Raw genomic sequence first — 14,676 nt, forward strand, 5'->3', positions numbered from 1 at the left:
GTGAACTGTCTGGGCGTCAACTGGACTGCTGACCTACCATGTTGGTGGGCGAAGGACGGGGGTGCGGGGTGGCGAACGGGGGCTCGGGGTCCGGGCGGCGGCTGGAGGGCGTGATCGCCTGGGCGCTCAGGAACTCGGACGGTGTCGTCGCCTTCTGCGGCGCGCTGACCGTCGGGTTGCTCGACATGTTCGGGGGAGTGCTCGGTGACAACGTCGTGTCGGGTGCCACGCTCCTGGTGCTCGCCGCGGTGGTCTACGGGTCGCTGGCCGAGCGCAAGCGCCGGATCGCCGACATCCGGGAGGCCACGGCCGGCGCGCGGCAGGCGTTGGACAGTCTGACCTCGGTGCGCGAGCTGGCCGGTATGGATCTCGAACGGGCCCTGGAGGGAGCCCGGCAGGACACCGACCGGTGGGTCTTCAAGGGCGGCACCGGTACCTATCTGCGGGCCGTGACCCTGCCCGAGTGCGTGCGGGAGGCGCAGCGCAGGCGCCGTTCGCTCACCGTCAAGATCGATATCGTGCACCCGGGGGACGAGCGGGCCTGTGCCGCCTATTCGCGGTTCCGCGAGACGTTCAGCAGCCGGCGGGACTCCGTCGCGCAGGACGGCTGGAGCGTCGAGCGCACCCGCAAGGAGTCGTACGCCACCGTGCTCGCCGCCTCGTGGTACCGGCAGCGGCTCGACACCCTGGAGATCGACGTCCACCTGTCGTCCGTCGTCCCGACGCTGCGCTTCGACCTCTCCGCGTCCTGTCTGATCATCACTCAGGACGATCCGCGGCGGGTCAGCCTCTACGTCGAGCGCGGGCGTCCGCTCTACGACTACTACGTCACCGAGCTGCACCACTACCGGGAGCAGGCGCTCAAGCTCGACCTGCGGGACACCGAGCCGCTCAGCGAGGACCCCACCGTCGACGAGGCACGGCGGCTCTTCGAGCAGCTCGGCATCCCCTTGCCGGCGGCGCTCTCGGACCGCGACGTCGGCGACATCATCGACAGGGCGCTGCACGCGGAGAACCCCTACCGCAGGTAGCCGCCGGAGGCGGGAGACGATGGACCTCTTCACGAGACTCGACCGGGCCGCCGGGCGGACCGGGGCGGCGGCCGAACCGGGTGAGCCGGACAGACCGGCCGGCCAGGACAGCCGGGCCGGCCGGGGCAGCTGGGCAGGCCGGGGCAGCCGGGCAGATCAGCACAGCCGGGGTGGCCCGGGCGCGCCGTCCGAACCAGGCCTGCCCGAAGAACCGGGCGGGCTCGACGGGCTGGTCGGCGGGATCCTGGCGGAGATCGCCTCGGGCAGCAGACCCCTGCGCGCGGTGGCCCACCCGCTCGGCTTCTACTGCCTGCCGGTCCTGCGGGAGGGTGCGTGCGGGGTCTGCGTGCACGTCTTCGGGCCGGTCATGCCCGGTCTGCGCCGGGCGGCGCACCCGCCCCCGCAACCGGCGGCGCACCCGCCCGCGCCTCCGCCGGAGATCCACTGCCACAGCTGGGAGTTGAAGAGCAGCGTGCTCTACGGGCGGGTCGGCAACCTGAGGGTCCGGGTGCTGGACGAGCCGCGGCGGCCGACGCACCGCGCCTTCGAGGTGTACAGCCGCGCGGGTGCGGACGAGATCCGGCCGACCCCGCGACTGGTGCGCTGGGAGCCGGTGGTGGAGCAGCGCAGCGCGCGCGGAGAGACGTACACCCTGGCGGCCGGCGAGTTCCACACCACCCTCCTCACCGGGGCCGCGTCGGCGGCGACGGTGGTGCTGGGGCGGTCCGTGCCCGGATCGGTGGACGTCGTGCTGGGGCCCGTCGACGGTCCGGCCCGCCGGGTGGTGCGCCGGCTCTGCGACGCCGACCAGACGGCTCGGATCGCCGGAGAGGCAGCGAGGAGGATCAGTGGACCCGATCAGGCAGCGTGACGGCGCCCCGGCGTTCCCGTTCGCGTTCGAGTGCCGTGTGGCGGTGCGGGCCGCCGAGGAGGCGGGGGCGCTGCTGAGCGCCCGGTTCCAGGACGCCTTCGGGGTCTGCACGAAGGGCGAGGACGGCGATGTGGTCACCGAACTCGACCTCCAGGCCGAGGCCCTGCTGACCAGCCGGCTCGCGGAGTGCTTCCCGGGGGACCGGATCGTCGCCGAGGAGGGCGGTGCGACAGCGGGCGGTACCGGCGGTGCGGCGTCGGGCCGCACCTGGCTGGTGGATCCGCTCGACGGCAGCAACAACGTGGTGATCGGGCTGCCGGCCTATGTGGTCGGCATCGCGCTCTGCGTGGACGAGGAGCCGGTCGTGGGGGTCGTGCACGACCCCGTGATCGGCCGGACGTGGTGGGCCGTCCACGGTGCCGGTGCCTTCGGCCCGCGGGGACGGCTCTGCGGTACGGCGGGTGCGGCCCGTTCGGCGCGTGCGGTCGCCGCGGCCCGGCCGGTGCTCGCCTGGACCCAGGGGCACGGCATCGCGACCGACGACCGGCTGCTCCGGGCGCTGAAGTCGGAGCTGGAGGCCGGCTCCCAGCGGCTGCTGCAGCTGTGGGCGCCGCTGCTGGCCTGGTCGATGCTGGCCCGGGGCGACATCGACGGCTTCGTCGGCTATCTGCCGGAGGAGATCGACCTGCCGGCCGGGTACCTGCTCGCGGCGGAGGCGGGTGTGGTGGTCCGCGGGTTGGACGGCGGCCGGTTCAGCGGGCGGATCGGCCGGCCGGACACCGCGCGGAGCTTCGTCGCGGGCCGACCGGAGGCGCTGCCCTATCTGCTGGACCTGGTGGCCCGGGCCGCCTCGGCCGCCGGGCACGGCTGAGGCAACGGGCAGCGGAGTCGAGTCTCCCCGCCCCGTGCACCTCCGGGCCACCACCGGCCATCCCCGGCCACCTCCGGCCACCGTCGTCACGCCGCTACGCCGTCACGCCGCTACGCCGTCACGACGTCAGGGTCAGGGCCGCGGTGGCCAGCGCCACCGCGCTGACGGCCAGGACGGCGCTGGTCGCCGCGACGCTGCGCAGCGGTACCCGCAGCCCGGCCGACCGGCACCGCTCGTACCAGAGCAGGGTGGCGAGCGAGGCCCAGGGTGTGATCAGCGGGCCGATGTTGGTGCCGATCAGCAGGGAGAGCAGCTGCTGGTGGTTGCCGGCCGGTACGGCGGCTTCGCCGGCCAGGTACACGGGCAGGTTGTTGAGCAGGTTCGACAGCCCCGCGCCCACCGCCGAGGCGCGGAACATCCCGAGCACCCCGCCGTCCGTCCCGATCGCCGCGGCGAGCACCCGGTGCAGCCCGTGCGCGTCGAAGGTCTGCACCACCAGGAACATCCCCGGCACCATCACCAGCAGCCGCCACGGGATCAGCGAGGCCCGCAGCGCCTCGGGCCGCCGCACGGCGAACGCCACGACCACTACCAGCGCCGCCACCCCCGAGGCGACCCAGAGCGGGAGGTCGGCCAGCAGGCTGGTCAGCAGGAACCCGGCGCAGGTCAGTGCGCAGATCCTGAACAGCACCCGGTCGGCCGGCCGGTGGGCCGGCGGCGGGTCGTAGTCGTTCGCGCCGCGCCGGTCGCGCCGCCAGTAGAACCACCAGAGGCAGGCCATGGTCATCAGGCCGGCGGCCAGTTGCGGCGCCCACATCACCCGGGCCAGGCCGGTCGGGGAGAGCGCGACCCGCTCGGCGGCCAGCAGGTTGGTCAGGTTGGACACCGGGAGCAGCAGGCTCGCGGTGTTGGCCAGCCAGACCGTGGTCATCGCCAGCGGGAGCGGCGCGATGCCCACCCGCGAGGCGAGCGCCAGCATCACCGGGGTCAGCAGGACGGCCGTGGTGTCCAGGTTGAGGGTGATCGTGGTGACGGCGGCCAGCGCCACGCAGAGCACGAACAGCGCCGCGTAGCTGCCCCGGGCGGTCCGGGCCACCCCGGCCGCCAGCACGTCGAACACCTCTGCGGTGCTGGTGAGTTCGGCGAGCACGATGACGGTCCCGAGGAAGGCGAGCAGGGGTGCGATCCGGGAGATCGCGGCCCCGGCGGATTCCGTCGGTAGCAGTCCGGTGGCGAGGAGGAGCAGCCCGCAGGCGAGCAGCGCAGCAGCCACCCAGTCGAGAGGATGGAGCCGCTTGACGTTGGGCCAGTAGGCAAGCACGGTGGTCAGGGTCGCATACGAGCGGTGGTTGGTCGAGTGCGGGTCCGAACCGGGGTCGCTCGTCGGCGATCGGCCATAAGCTGGCCCCATGGGGGCTTATGACGTGAACCCGGGCGGCCCCGGGCCGATCGACTTCTTCATCAGCTACTCGCCCGCCGACGAACGGTGGGCGGCCTGGATCGCCTGGACGCTGGAGGACGCGGGCTACCGAGCCTTCCTCCAGGCGTGGGACTTCGTCCCGGGGACCAACTTCGTCGACTTCATGGACCGGGGTGTCACCGAGTCCGCCGCGGTCATCGCGCTGCTCTCGCGCCACTACGAGCGCTCGCGCTACGGCCGGATGGAGTGGCAGGCGGCCCTGCGCGCCGACCCCGACGCCCCGGAGCGCAGGCTGCTGACCGTCCGGATCGAGGACATCCCGGTGGACGGCCTGCTCGCCACCCTGACCTACATCGACCTGGCCACCGTCACCGACCCCGCGCTGGCCCGCCACCTGCTGCTCGCCAGGGTCGCCCAGGCGATGGACGGCCGGGCCCGGCCGGAGCTGCGGCCGGGCTATCCGGGCGGCGCCGCGGGCGCGCCGCCCGCCGCCCGGGCGCAGGAGGACGGGGAGCCGGCCCCGCAGGCGCTGCGGCCGGTCGGCGGCACCGGGCGGTCCGGCCGGCGCAGGCCCTCCGTGCGGCCGGAGTACCCGCCGGCGGCGGGCCACCCGGGCGGGCGGGAGTCGGTCACGGTGCTGCACCTGGCGGGCCCGTCCTTCGGCCGGGGCACCGATCCCGCGGAGCTCCAGGCCGCCGTCTGGGGGGACCTCGTCGAGCTCGCCGACGCCGGGGCCCCGGCACCCGAACTGGTCGTCGTCACCGGGGACCTCACCGCGTCCGGCAGCCCCCGGGAGTGCGAGCAGGCCCTCGCCTTCCTGACCGGCATGCGCTCCCTGCTCGGGCTGGAGCCGCACCGGGTGGCGATCGTCCCCGGCGGTCAGGACGTCAGCCAGGCGGCCTCCCGCGCCTACTTCGCCACCTGCGAGGCGGACGAACTGCGGCCCACCCCGCCGTACTGGCCCAAGTGGCGCCACTACGCCCGGCTGTTCCAGGAGTTCTACCAGGGGCTGAACGTGGTCTTCGACAGCGACCAGCCCTGGACGCTGTTCCCGGTGCCCGAGCTCGGGACGGTCGTCGCGGGCCTGAACTCCTCGATGGCCCACAGCCACCGGCCCGACGACCGGTACGGCTGGCTCGGCCCCGAGCAGGCCGCCTGGTTCGCCCAGGCGCTGCGCCCGTACGAGAACGACGGCTGGCTGCGGATCGGCGCCGTCCGGCACCCCGTCACGCCCCGGCCGGCGGGCGCCCGGTCGGCCCGGGCGGGCCAGGACGCCGAGCCGCTCCGGGACGTCGACCGCTTCACCCGGCTGACCGCGCCCCGGCTGCACCTGCTGCTGCACGGGCCGGCCGACGGCCGCGCCGCGCTCCAGGACCTGCCCACCTCCGCCGGGGAGCTCAGGGTCCTCGGTGCCACCGCCCCGGGCGCGCACCAGCTGCTGCAGCTCACCCGCGAGGGGCTCACCCACTGGCCCAGCCCGAGCCCCGGCGCCGCCCCGGGGGCGGGCACAGCCCCGGGCGCCGGGCCCCGGCGGTCGGCGGTCGGCTGGCACCGGGCGCACCGCGCGTTCCCCCCGCCGCCCGACCGCGCCGCGCCCGACGCCCCGCCCGCGGCGGGCCCCGCCCCGGTGCCCGCCGCCGAGCGGGAGACCAGGGAACTGCCCTCCCCGCTCGACACCCTGCTGGCCCGGGTCGCCGAGGTCTGCCGCACCCGGCACCAGGGCGCCCAGATCCGCTCGGTCACCGGCTCGCCGCCCCAGCTCTTCGTCACCTGGAACGAGTCGGGATTCGTCCGCCAGCAGCGGGTCGCGGTCTGCGTGCACACCCCGACCGCCGAGGAGGTCGACCGCTTCGTCGACGAGGTGCACGCCGCCGGCAGCGCCCCGGACGCCGAGCTGGTCCACGACGGCCCGCCCCCGCCGCGCGAGTTGCGCGACCGGGCCCGGCGGCGCGGCGTCCGGCTGCGCAGTTTCATCGAGTTCCAGGGCCTGCTCGACCTCCGCGACCACGTCGCCGCGCAGAGCGAGCGGCTGGCCGCCGACAGCCAGTACCAGCCAGGCCTCTACCTGCCGCAGCGCTACCGGGACGCCGAGCGCCCCGGCGGGGAGGAACGCGAGGGCCTGGTCGACGAGATGCTCCGGCTGCTGGACTCCGACCACGGCCGGTTCCTGCTGCTGCTGGGCGACTTCGGGCACGGCAAGACCTTCGCCCTGCGCGAGCTGGCCCGCCGCATCCCGGTCGAACTCCCGCACCTGACGCCGCTGTTCATCGACCTCAGCGCACTGGACAAGGCGCACTCCTTCGACGGCCTGGTGGCGGCCCACCTGACCGCCCACGGCGTCGACACCCTCGACCTGCGGGCCTTTCGCTACATGCTCCGGCAGGGGCGCGTGGTCCTCCTGTTCGACGGCTTCGACGAACTGCTGAACCGGGTCAGCTACGAGCGCGCCGCCGACCACCTCCAGGTGCTGCTGGACGCCGCCGTGGACAACGCCAAGATCGTGGTGAGCAGCCGCACCCAGCACTTCAGCTCCCAGGAACAGGTGCTCACCGCCCTCGGCGAGCGGGTCGGCCTGCTCCCGCAGCGGCGGCTGATCGCCGTCCAGGACTTCACCACCGCCCAGATCCGCGGCTACCTGGCCAACCGCTACGGCGACGAGGCCGCCGCCGACCGCCGGATGCGGCTGCTGGAGGCCATCCCCGACCTGCTCGCGCTCTGCCGCAACCCCCGGCTGCTGAGCTTCGTCGCCGACCTCGACCACGACCGGCTGCGGGCCGTCGCCGGAGCCGGCCGGGCGCTCAGCGCCGCCGGCCTCTACCAGGAGGTCTTCACCGCCTGGCTGGAGTTCGAGGAGCGGCGCGGCCAGGGCGGCCCGGGCGCCGCGCCCGGCCTCGGCCTGGACCAGCTCTGGGAGGCCGTGACCGCGCTCGCGGTCCGGCTCTGGGAGACCAGCCGCACCGCCCTGCCGTACGACGAACTGCTCGACCTCTCCGGTGCGCTGACCGGCCTGGCCGGGAGCCACCTGCCCGCGCCGCAGCTCGCGCACGCGGTGGGATCGGGCAGTCTGCTCGTCCGGTCCGACGAGGGCGTGTTCCAGTTCATCCACGGTTCCGTGGTCGAGTGGCTGGTCGCCCGGGCCGCGGCGGCCTCGCTCGGGAACGGCGAGTCGGAGCTGCTCACCCGGCGCCCGCTCAGCCGGCTGGCGGTCGAGTTCCTCTGCGACCTCGCCGATCACCAGCTCTGCCAGCAGTGGGCCCACGACGTCCTGGACGGGGCCGGCGAGGCGGACGAGACCGCGCGGCTCAACGCCGTCACGGTGCTGGCCCGGCTGAGGGTGCCCGCCCACACCGACCTGCGCGGCGCCGCGCTGGCCGGCGAGGACCTCTCCCACCGGGACCTCTCCGGCGTCGACCTCGGCCAGGCCGACCTCACCGACGCCCGGCTGCTCGGCGCCAACCTGGCCGGGGCCTCGCTGCGCGGCGCCCGGCTGGCCGGCGCCCGGCTCGACGCGGCCGACCTCTCCGGCGCCGACCTCTCCGGCGCGGACCTCCGCGGTGCCCGGCTGATCGGCACCGATCTGCGCGGCGCCCGGCTGCGGGGCAGCCGCTGGCAGCGGGCCGCCCTGATCTCCGCCGTCACCGACGACGAGGTGCTGGCCGCCCCCGAACTGCGTGCCGCGGCCATCGCACCGGGCCTGCCCGTCGAGGCCGGCTTCCGGCCCTCGGAGGTCGGCGTGCCGTACGGGTTCGGCGTGCGCACCGCCCGGCTGCCCGAACCGGTCGCCTTCAGCGCCGACGGCCAGCTGCTCGCGGTCGGCAGCGCCGACGGCAGCGTGCTGGTCTGCGACGCGCTCACCGGAGTCGCCCTGCGCACCCTCAAGGACCACATCGACCGGGTCTACGCGGTGAAGTTCGCCGGGAGCGTGCTGGCCACCGGCAGCGCCGACGGCACCGTCCGGCTCTGGGACCAGGTCTCCGGGGAGTGCCTGCACCGCCTCGACGTCCACCCGGGCGGGGTCTGGCCGGTCTCGCTGGAGTCTACGGGGGCGCTGCTCGCCACCGGTGACGCCGACGGGACGGTCACCCTCTGGGACACCGCGACGGGCGGGCTGCTGCGCCGGCTGACCGGCCACGCCGCACCCGTCTACACCGCGGTCTTCAGCCCGGACGGCGCCCTGCTGGTGACCGGTGACCGGCTCGGTGGGGCCCGGCTGTGGGACACCGCGACCGGGCAGCGGGTCGCCGAGCTCCCGGGGCACCGCGGGACGGTCTTCCGGGCCCGGTTCAGCCTGGACGGGACGCTGCTGGCCACCGGCGACGCCGGTGCGGACGGCGCGGCCGTCCGGGGCGCCGCGGACGCGGCCCCGGACGCCCCGGGCGGCGCCGTCCGGGTCTGGGACGTCGCGGGGCGACGCCTGCTGCACACCTTCGAGGGGCACGGCGGCCGGGTCTACACGCTGGCCTTCCACCCCGACGGGGACCTCCTCGCCAGCGGCGACACGGCCGGTCAGATCCGGCTCTGGAACCCGCAGGACGGGACGGCGGCCGGCCGGCTGGAGGGCTGCACCGGCTCGGTCTACCAGGTCGACTTCGACGGCGGCGGCGGCCGGCTCGCCGCCGGGGACAGCGACGGCGTGGTCCGGGTGTGGCGGGTCGGGCCGCCCGCCCCGGGCGGGCGCGAGGTGGTGGCCCCGCGCCGCCAGCCGCCCGAGCACCGGGGCTCGGTCTGGGCCTGCCGGTTCCGCCCCGGCGCCGGACCGGGCGGGGCGGAGGCCGACACGCTGCTGGTGACCGGCGGCAACGACGGCGCCGTCCGGCTCTGGGACCCGGCCTCCGGCCGCAGCCGCCAACTGCTGCGCGGCCACGGGCGCCGGATCGGCTCGCTCTCCTTCAGCGGGGACGCCGGCGTGCTGGCGGCCGGTGGCAACGACGGCGTGGTCCGGCTCTGGGAGCCCGCCACGGGCCGCCGGGTCAGGGAGCTCTCGGGGCGCAGCAGCCGGCTGGTCTCGGCGCAGTTCAGCCCGCAGGGGCCGGTGCTGGCCACCGCCAGCAACGACGGCGACCTCTACCTGTGGAACGCGCTGACCGGTGAGTACCTGCGGGAGATGGACGTCGAGACGGAGCACGTCTGGGCGGAGGCGTTCAGCGCCGACGGAGTCTTCGTGGCCACCGCCAACGACGACGACACCGTCCGCATCTGGTACCGCAGCACCGGCGCCCACGTCGCCACGCTGCGCGAGCACCGGGGCCGGGTCCGCTCGATCGCGTTCAGCGCGGACGGGCGCCGGCTGGCCACCGGCTGCGACGACAGCAGCGTCCGGATCTGGGACATCGAGGCCGGCCGGATCGAGGCCCGGCACGACGGGCACGGTGACCGGGTGTACGGCGTCGCGTTCGGCGCCGACGGCTCCTGGCTGGCCAGCGCCTCGTGGGACGGCGACGCCGTGGTCTGGGCGGACGGCGGGATCAGGCACCGGCTGACCGGCCACGCCGGCCGGCTCTGGACGGCGTCGGTGCACCCCCGGCGGTCGCTGCTCGCCACGGCGGGGGACGACCGGGTGGTCCGGCTCTGGGACCCCCGCACCGGGCAGGACCTCGGACGGCTGCGCGGGCACACCGGCCGGATCCTGGCGGTGACCTTCAGCCCGGACGGATCGCTGCTGGCCAGCGGTGGTGAGGACGGCACGGTGCGGCTCTGGGACGTCCCCGCCGACGGCGCGCCCACGGCCCGGGCGACCCTGCTCGGGGCACCGGACGGCTGGGCGGCGCTGCTGCCGTCCGGCGCGTACAAGTACGAGGGCGACGTCGTGGGCGAGTTCTGGCACGCGGTCGGGATGTGCCGCTTCGAGCCCGGCGAGCTCGACACCCGGCTCCCGGGCGTCCACCGGATGCCGCCGGAGGCGCTGCTGTGAGCCCCGGGGCGGGCGGGCCCGGGGCCACGGCCGACGGGTGGTGTCAGAACGCCGCCGGGTCGCCGGCCGGGGCCGCGTCCCGGGGCGGGCGGGCCGTCCAGTGCAGGAGCAGCAGGCTGGCCAGGGCCGCCAGGGCGCACCAGGTGGAGACGAAGGCCAGCCGCCAGAGCAGCGCGCAGAGGACGGCGCCCGCCCCGGTGAGCAGGCCGAGCCGGCGCAGCAGGCGGTCGCCGCTGAGGAGCAGCGGGCCGACGGTCGCCACCAGGTAGCCGGTCAGCAGGAGCGCCGCGTGCGGGATGCCGACGGCGTAGCCGAGGGTGTGACCGTGCGCGGTGGCCGTCACCGGGCGGGTCGCGACGGCGAGCGCGAGCGGGACCGCGACCAGCAGGCCGAGCAGGACGAAGCCCAGCAGCGGGCGCCGGCGGGCCCGGTCGCGGGTGGCGGTCCACACCCCCACCGGGACCAGGACGGGCAGCAGCGGTAACGCGATCACGGCCCACGCGGTCCGGGCCCACCCGGCCGGACCGGCGGGGAGGCCGCCCTCGGCGCCGTGCCAGACCGCGGCCTCGATCAGCTGGTGCACGCCGAGGACGAGCGGGAGGGCCGCGAGGGGCAGCCGCTCGGGGCGTCCGGCGCGGTGGGTCCGGACCAGGCAGAGGACGCCGATGCCCGACACCACCCCGCCGGCGACGAGGTCCGCCTGCGCGCTCCAGCACATGGGTCGCCGCCGTTCCTTGGCCGGGCCGGCTACCGGGAGCCGGTGGGGTCGGTGGGGCCCGGGCCGTCCGGCCCGGTCGGGGAGTCCGGCGAGTCCCCGCCGTCCCCGCCGTCCGGGCGGTCGGCGGCTTCGGCGGTGCGCGGGACCGCCCGGTGGCCGCTGCCGGGCATGGCCGGGTGGCGCCCGATCACGATCACCCCGATGACGACCGCCACCAGTCCCGCGGCCTGCCAGGCCAGTGCGCCGGGGGTGACCCGCAGGCGGTCGCCGAGGAAGCCCACCGCGCAGGCGATCCCGGTGATCGGCTGGGCCGCCGTCAGCGCGGGCAGCGACATCCGCAGCGGGGCGGCCTCGAACGCGCTCTGCACCAGCAGCAGTCCGACCACCCCCGCCGCCACCACCGCGTACGGCTGCCAGCTGCGCAGCACCGCGTCCAGCCCGTCGTGGTCCAGCCGGAGCGTCGTCGTACGGGTGAGCGCGTCCTGGAGGCCGTAGAGCAGGCCGGCGGCGAGGGCGAGCAGGGTGGCCTCCTCGAACAGCGGCATCCGGCGGGCCGTGGAGACCAGCAGCAGCGTCAGGCCGACCACGGTGCCGACCACCACCCAGTGACGCAGCTCCCCGGCCGGTTCGCCGCCCCCGGTGGGGCGGCCGGCCACGATGAACGCCGTCACACCGAGTGCGAGCAGCAGCACGCCGGCCCAGCCGGACCGGCCGAGGCTCTGCCGGGTCAGCACCCGGGACAGCGCCATCGCGAACAGGAGATTGGTGGCGAGCAGCGGCTCGACCAGCGAGACCTCGCCCTGGTTGAGGGCGAGTGCGGAGAGGATCAGACCGCTGACCATGAACCCGGTGCCGAGCAGCCATTCGGGCATCCGCAGCAGGTCCAGCAGCAGCCGCCAGCGCAGCAGGTCGGCACGCGGGGCACGCTGTGCCGCGTGCTGCTGGAGGACGAATCCGAGCCCCAGGCAGCAGGCGGCGCTCAGTGCGAGGAGGAAGACCACCACGAAGGGACCACCCGAACGTCGCTGCCCGCGCCGGACCGGCGATCCGTGGTTCGACGGCGGTCGCGGCACGTTTCCGCCAGCGTACCGCCGGGGCGTTGACCCGACCGCCGGGACGCGGGCCGGCCTGGGCCGGACGGCTGCTTCCGCTGCCGGCCCCGGCGTCCGGGGCCGCGCTTGCCGCCCCGGGCGCCGGGGGCGCACGCTGGTGTGAGCAGCCGCCACGGGTCCGCAACCGTGCCGGCCCGAGTGGGCGCGACGGGGGCAGGCGCCAGGAGGTGTGGCATGCACAACCAGTGGGATGTGGAGCTGAGCTTCGAGGAAGACGGCGTGCACACGGGATGCGACGCGAGGCTGACCGGTGCCAGGGCACCGGGCCTCAGCGCCCACGGAGAGTCGCTCAAGAGCGCGGAGGACCGCCCGCTCGCCCGGATCGGTGAGGAGGTCGCCGCCTCCCGCGCCCTGGAGGCGCTGTCCCGCAAGCTACGGGCCCAGGCGACCGGCGAGATCGAGGACGAGGGCCACCGGCCGGGATACCTGATCTACTGAACCGTCCGCTGACCCGCCGTCCGGCCGGTCGACCTGACCCGCGCACCCGGGCCGGCCGGTGCGCGCCGCCCGGGACCCACGGGGTGGATGGCGGTGGGGCCGGCGCCGCAGCCGTTCCGCTCGGACGGCCCGTGAGCTACTGGGCCCCGCCGCCCTCCGGTTCGAAGCCGGTCACGCGGCGCCGGACAGGAATGACGTGAGCCGGTCGGTGAGTTCGGTGGGCCGGGCCGTGAGCAGGGTGTGGTGGGAGACCTCGGGCAGCACGGCGACCGTGGCGCCGGGCAGCGCCTGGCGGGCCGACGCGGCCACGCGGCGCGCGTCGTGGGTACGGCTGCGTTCGGCGAGCAGGACCAGGGCCGGCGCCCCGAGGGCGGCCAGTCGTTCACGCGTCGGGCGAGGTCCGGTGACCACCCGGGAGGCCGGGAACCCGGCGTGGCCGAGGGCGTAGAGTTCGCGCCAGCCGGCGTCCAGGCCGCTGCCGCCGCTCTCCCAGTCCAGGTAGGCGCGGGCCCGGCCGGCCGAGCGGGGCGGCAGGAAGAGCGGCAGCGCGCGCAGCAGGTAGCCGGCGCGGAAGCCGGCGAAGCACTGGGTCGGATCCAGCAGGGCGAGCCGGCCGACCCGGGCGGGGGCGTGCAGGGCGTACTCCAGGGCGATCCACCCGCCGTACGAGTGACCGCAGAAGTCGGCCTCGGGCACGTCGAGCCGGTCGAGCACGGCGTCCAGCCAGCCCAGCAGGCCGGGCACACCGCCGAGCGGGGCGCCGTCGTGGACGCTGCGCCCGGGGTCGCCGATCAGGTCGACGGCGAGGACGCGGTGCCCGGCGCAGGTGAGCGCCTCCACCGCGGCGAGCCAGCCGGTGGAGGTCGCGCCGCCGCCGTGGAGCAGGACCAGCGGCCGCCCGTCGCGGGGGCCGCAGGCGTTGACGCGGGTGGTGCCGTGCGGCGTCCGGACGGTGAGCGGCTCGACGGGGACGGGCCAGCGGGCCAGCACGGCGTCGTAGGCGGCGAGGAACGCATCGAGCGGATCGTCGGCGCCGCCCACGCCGGTGGTCCGGGTGCCCTGCGGGGTTCGTGAGGCTCGTGAGGAGCGTGAGGTGCGTGCTGACATTCTGCTGTCCTCCGGCGGGTGGCAAAATTACTCGCTGAACAATAATCTCGCTGAGCGAGAGAATAGTCCCACCGCACCTGGAGCGGAAGGAGAACGAGGTGGACGAACCCGAGGAGCCGATGCGGCTGGTCCATCTGCTGCGCGGCCTGACCGTCGAACTGGACCTGTTCGGAGCGGAGTTCGCCGGCCGCCACGGCCTGCACCCGACCGACCTGCGCGCGTTGATCCACCTGCTGGACGCCGCCCGGGCCGGGACGGTGGTGACGCCGGGCCGGCTCGGCGAGGCGCTGCGGCTGAACTCGGCGGGCACCACCGGCCTGGTCGACCGGCTGGAGCGGCTCGGCCTGATCCGCCGCGAGCGCGACCCCGGCGACCGCCGACGCGTCCGGCTGGTGGTCGAGGAGCGGGCGGTGGAGCTCGGGCAGGGCTTCTTCGGCGGGCTGATCGCCGATCTGGTGGCCGCCATGGGCCGGTTCGACCCCGCGGAGCTGGCGACGGCCCGGCGGTTCCTGCTGGCCATGACCGAGGTGGTGGCCACGGCCCGGGAGGAGTGACCGGACCGCGGACGCGAGGCGACCGTCGTCCGGGGCCGGTGACGCGGGGCACCCCCGGGGGCGCCGGGGGATCAGAACCAGGTCTCGCCGAAGTGGTCCCCGGGGTGGCCCTCGCGGAGCAGGCAGAAGTCGGGTTCCCTGACGTGCTCCGGCCCCTTCAGCCCGGCCTCGGCCGGGCAGCGCGGCGCCAACTCGACCGTGTACACGGGCCAGGAGGCCCAGTGCAGGTCGTTGCCGACGCCCTGGACGAGGGCGCAGTGGGTGCTCTCGTGCCCGGCGACGAGCTCGCAGCGGAGGTGTTGCTCCATCATGAAGGCGGCGTGCGGCAGGCTGTTGAAGTGATCCACATCGGACTGCGGGAGCGTGACGACGGCGGGGCACTGACGCTTGACCATGGGTGGACGGTTGGCTTCAGTCATGCTCGCCAGCATTCCACCGCGCCACCCGGGAGGCGATGCTTTCCGCCCGGTCGCACGCGTCTTGTACAGGTCGGGCGGGTTCTTGACGGCTCCCCACCGGCGGCGTACCGGCGGGCACCGGATCCCGCCCCCGTCGGGCTCCACGAATTCCCCACGCTTCACCCACGTCGCCCACTTCCATGCCCACTTCATCGCCCGCTTCGTCGGCCGGGCCGACCCGCCGT

At 75.6% G+C, this 14,676-nt stretch carries 11 protein-coding genes; 6 read left to right on the plus strand and 5 right to left on the minus strand.

The features are described 5' to 3' along the window. Positions 1-68 precede the first annotated feature (68 nt). Genes OG618_RS31170 through OG618_RS31180 form a run of 3 tightly spaced genes read left to right on the plus strand, consistent with a single transcriptional unit; the run spans position 69 to position 2,773 of the window. Positions 69-1,031 carry a hypothetical protein gene (locus OG618_RS31170; RefSeq protein WP_329490913.1) on the plus strand — a complete coding sequence of 321 codons (963 nt, stop codon included), beginning with the start codon at positions 69-71 and terminating at the stop codon, positions 1,029-1,031. A gap of 19 nt (positions 1,032-1,050) precedes the next feature. Further along, positions 1,051-1,902 (plus strand): hypothetical protein, encoded by an 852-nt coding sequence (locus tag OG618_RS31175; RefSeq protein WP_329490914.1) that lies wholly within the window; start codon positions 1,051-1,053, stop codon positions 1,900-1,902. Further along, positions 1,880-2,773, plus strand: coding sequence for an inositol monophosphatase family protein (locus OG618_RS31180; RefSeq protein ID WP_329490915.1), 894 nt, complete (start codon positions 1,880-1,882; stop codon positions 2,771-2,773). The genes OG618_RS31175 and OG618_RS31180 overlap by 23 nt, the downstream gene beginning before the upstream one ends. Before the next feature lie 118 nt (positions 2,774-2,891). On the opposite strand, the gene OG618_RS31185 is transcribed toward OG618_RS31180, so the two are convergent. Then, positions 2,892-4,094: an SLC13 family permease gene (locus OG618_RS31185; protein WP_329490916.1), complete on the minus strand. Its 1,203-nt coding sequence runs from the start codon at positions 4,092-4,094 to the stop codon at positions 2,892-2,894. An 88-nt stretch (positions 4,095-4,182) separates the two neighbouring features. Here OG618_RS31185 and OG618_RS31190 point away from each other — a divergent pair, with 88 nt between their 5' ends. Further along, on the plus strand, positions 4,183-10,104 hold the full coding sequence (locus OG618_RS31190; protein WP_329490917.1) for a TIR domain-containing protein: 5,922 nt from the start codon (positions 4,183-4,185) through the stop codon (positions 10,102-10,104). 43 nt (positions 10,105-10,147) lie between these two features. Here the strand turns inward: OG618_RS31190 and OG618_RS31195 are convergent, their stop codons facing one another. Both OG618_RS31195 and OG618_RS31200 read right to left on the minus strand, forming a co-directional pair. Further along, positions 10,148-10,822 (minus strand): DUF6629 family protein, encoded by a 675-nt coding sequence (locus OG618_RS31195; RefSeq protein ID WP_329490918.1) that lies wholly within the window; start codon positions 10,820-10,822, stop codon positions 10,148-10,150. Positions 10,823-10,851: 29 nt separating this feature from the next. Next, positions 10,852-11,826 carry a DMT family transporter gene (locus OG618_RS31200; RefSeq protein ID WP_329490919.1) on the minus strand — a complete coding sequence of 325 codons (975 nt, stop codon included), beginning with the start codon at positions 11,824-11,826 and terminating at the stop codon, positions 10,852-10,854. Positions 11,827-12,108: 282 nt separating this feature from the next. Here OG618_RS31200 and OG618_RS31205 point away from each other — a divergent pair, with 282 nt between their 5' ends. Continuing rightward, positions 12,109-12,372 (plus strand): dsRBD fold-containing protein, encoded by a 264-nt coding sequence (locus OG618_RS31205; protein ID WP_329490920.1) that lies wholly within the window; start codon positions 12,109-12,111, stop codon positions 12,370-12,372. 171 nt (positions 12,373-12,543) lie between these two features. On the opposite strand, the gene OG618_RS31210 is transcribed toward OG618_RS31205, so the two are convergent. Further along, positions 12,544-13,479 (minus strand): alpha/beta fold hydrolase, encoded by a 936-nt coding sequence (locus OG618_RS31210; protein ID WP_329490921.1) that lies wholly within the window; start codon positions 13,477-13,479, stop codon positions 12,544-12,546. Positions 13,480-13,598: 119 nt separating this feature from the next. Here OG618_RS31210 and OG618_RS31215 point away from each other — a divergent pair, with 119 nt between their 5' ends. Continuing rightward, a complete protein-coding gene (locus tag OG618_RS31215) occupies positions 13,599-14,033 on the plus strand; it encodes a MarR family winged helix-turn-helix transcriptional regulator (protein ID WP_329492362.1) in 435 nt (144 codons plus the stop codon). Between the two features lie 71 nt (positions 14,034-14,104). On the opposite strand, the gene OG618_RS31220 is transcribed toward OG618_RS31215, so the two are convergent. Further along, positions 14,105-14,452, minus strand: a complete 348-nt coding sequence (locus tag OG618_RS31220; RefSeq protein WP_329490922.1) for a hypothetical protein — start codon at positions 14,450-14,452, stop codon at positions 14,105-14,107. Positions 14,453-14,676 lie beyond the last annotated feature (224 nt).

This window comes from Kitasatospora sp. NBC_01246 (assembly GCF_036226505.1).
GTDB lineage: Bacteria > Actinomycetota > Actinomycetes > Streptomycetales > Streptomycetaceae > Kitasatospora.